General features: G+C 71.1%; 4 protein-coding genes. 3 read left to right on the top strand and 1 reads right to left on the bottom strand.

Annotated features, from left to right (window positions below):
• Positions 1-446 (top strand): OmpA family protein (locus ACLEQD_RS40810; RefSeq protein WP_410391322.1); only part of this gene is annotated, 446 nt, incomplete at its 5' end.
• 60 nt (positions 447-506) lie between these two features.
• On the opposite strand, the gene ACLEQD_RS40815 is transcribed toward ACLEQD_RS40810, so the two are convergent.
• On the bottom strand, positions 507-1,283 hold the full coding sequence (locus tag ACLEQD_RS40815) for a DUF72 domain-containing protein (RefSeq protein ID WP_410391323.1): 777 nt from the start codon (positions 1,281-1,283) through the stop codon (positions 507-509).
• A gap of 140 nt (positions 1,284-1,423) precedes the next feature.
• On the opposite strand from ACLEQD_RS40815, the gene lipA reads away from it, so the two are divergent.
• Both lipA and ACLEQD_RS40825 read left to right on the top strand, forming a co-directional pair.
• Entirely contained in the window at positions 1,424-2,353 is a 930-nt protein-coding gene (gene lipA / locus ACLEQD_RS40820; protein WP_410391324.1) for a lipoyl synthase, read from the top strand.
• A 42-nt stretch (positions 2,354-2,395) separates the two neighbouring features.
• Positions 2,396-2,710: biotin/lipoyl-containing protein (locus ACLEQD_RS40825; RefSeq protein WP_410391325.1), on the top strand; the 315-nt coding region annotated here is incomplete at its 3' end.

The following is a 2,710-nucleotide window of genomic DNA, read 5'->3' on the forward strand; positions in this document are numbered from 1 at the left end:
CCAGCATGGCGCAGGACGCGGGCACCGGCGGCGCCGGCCAGGAGAAGCCGCGCGTGAGCGACGCCAACAGCCTGCGTGAGGCGTTCAACGGCCCCAGCGCGGCCCAGGGCTTCGTGCTGGAGGGCGTGGAGTTCCAGACAGGCTCCGCCAACCTCACCAGCCGTGAGCAGGTCTACGTGAGTGAGCTGAGCCGCCTGATGAAGGCGCAGCCCGACGCGCGCCTCCGCATCACCGGCTACACGGACGCCACGGGCGACGCGGCCACCAACCAGCAGCTCTCCCGCCGGCGCGCGCTGGGCGTGCGGGACGCCCTCATCCGCGACGGCGTGGACGCGAGCCGCATCGAGGCAGTCGGCGCCGGCGCCGCGAACCCCATCGCCCCCAATGACACCCCCAAGGGCCGCGTGCAGAACCGCCGCATCGAGGTGCAGGTGCTCGGTCAGTGATCCCCCGGGCACGCGGTCCCGGCGGCGTCCGGTCCTCACACAGGGACCGGGCGCCGCTGTCTACGTCACGGCGGCCGGCTCCGGCCGGTGCAGCGGTTCCCCCAGCAGCTCCGCCAGGTCGAACGCGTCCAGCAGCGCATGGCCCTGGAGGTCGTTGTTGAAGAAGACCCAGGCGGTCCGCCCCGCGTCGCGCCAGGCCGTCAAATCCGCCGCCACCCGCCGCAGCGCGCGCCGTCCATAGCGGCCCTCGTAGCGCGAGTGCGCGCCGTGGAAGCGCAGGTAGCGCAAGCCGCCGGTGGGGTGGGGCACCGGCACGTCCACCAGGTCGTGCTCGCACACCGCCGCGCCATACGCCTCCAGCACCGCGAGCACCTCCGGGTGGTACCAGGCCGCCTGCCGGAACTCGAAGACGTGCCGCACGCCCCCCGGCAGGTGGGCGAGGAAGCGCTCCAGCCGCTCCGGATCCGGCCTCGTCATGCCGGGCGGCAGTTGCCAGAGGATGGGCCCCAGCCGGCCGCCCAGCCGCAGCACCCGCGAGAAGAAGTGCGCCACGCCCTCGCCCACCTCCGTGAGGCGCTTCAGGTGCGTGAGGAAGCGGCTGCCCTTGCAGGCGAAGCGGAAGCCCGGGGGCACCTGTTCGCGCCAGCCGTCCACGGCGGCCTCCGTGGGCAGGCGGTAGAACGTGGCGTTGAGTTCCACGGTGGAGAACACGCGCGCGTAGTAGGGGAGCCAGCGGCGGGCCGGCAGCCCGGCCGGATAGAAGAGCCCCTTCCAGTGCTTGTAGACGTACCCGCTGGTCCCCAGGTGGATGGCCGCCATGGGCTGGAGGATGGGCATGCCCGCCCTTCGTGGCCGCGCCCTGTCCACCGCGTTACACCTCCCGGAAGTTCTCCTCGTGGCTGGCCCGCGCTGACGCGAGGCGTTAGGGCTTCACGCTTGACCCTGCTTTCACCCACCCTCTAGAAGGCCCGCGACCCATGGCGACTCCCGACCGGTTCCCCCTCCCACAGGTCTCTGAAAGCACCCGTAAACCCGAGTGGTTGAAGGTGCGCCTGCCGCATGGCGAGGGCTATGAGCGGGTGAAGGCCATCGTGAAGCGGGTGGGGCTGGCCACGGTGTGCGAGGAGGCCCGCTGCCCGAACATCGCCGAGTGCTGGGGCGGAGGCACCGCCACGGTGATGCTGATGGGCGAGGTGTGCACGCGCGCCTGCCGCTTCTGCCACGTGAAGGTGGGGGCGCCCCCGCCGCTGGACCCGATGGAGCCCATCCATCTGGCGCAGGCGGTGAAGGAGATGAACCTCGAGTACATCGTCGTCACGTCGGTGAACCGCGACGACCGTCCGGACGGGGGCGCCAGCCACTTCGCGTCCGCCATCCGGGAGCTGCGCAAGGAGAGCCCGCGCACGCTCGTGGAGGTCCTCATCCCGGACTTCAAGGGCAAGGAAGAGGACCTGGCCACGGTGGCGGAGGCGAAGCCGCACGTGGTGGCGCACAACGTGGAGACGGTGGAGCGGCTGACGCCCACGGTGCGCGACCGCCGCGCGACGTACCGCCAGTCCCTGCGCGTGCTGGAGTACCTCAAGAACCGCCCGGAGAAGGTCTACACCAAGACGTCCGTCATGGTGGGCCTGGGTGAGACGGACGCGGAGCTGGAGCGCACGTTCCAGGACCTGCGCGACGTGGGCGTGGACGTGCTCACGCTGGGCCAGTACCTGCAGCCGTCGCAGTACCACCTGCGCGTGGAGCGCTTCGTGACGCCCGCGCAGTTCGAGGCCTACAAGACGCTGGCGGAGTCCTACGGATTCCTCTACGTGGCGTCGGGGCCGCTGGTGCGCTCCAGCTACCGCGCCGCCGAATTCTTCATGAAGGGCCTGATGGAGCGCGAGCGCGTCGAGCGACTCGGCTGACCGGACGCACCCCTTCCCCAACCCAGAGAGACACTCCCGCTCATGGCGACTTTCGAATTCAAGCTCCCCGATCTCGGCGAAGGCGTAGCGGAGGGCGAGCTCGTGAAGTGGCACGTCAAGGAGGGCGACCTGGTGAAGGAAGACCAGGTGCTCTGCGAGGTGATGACGGACAAGGCCACCGTCACCGTGCCCACCCCCCACGCCGGCCGCGTCGTGAAGACGCACGGCCGTGAGGGCGACATGGCGAAGGTGCACCAGCTGCTGGTGACGCTGGAGATGGAGGGGAGCGCGCCCGCGGCGCAGGCCCCGGCCCATGGCACTCCGGCGTCCCCCGGCGCTCCCGCGGCGAGCCCCGCG

The sequence above is a fragment of the Corallococcus sp. 4LFB genome, assembly GCF_046520365.1.
Taxonomy (GTDB): domain Bacteria; phylum Myxococcota; class Myxococcia; order Myxococcales; family Myxococcaceae; genus Corallococcus; species Corallococcus caeni.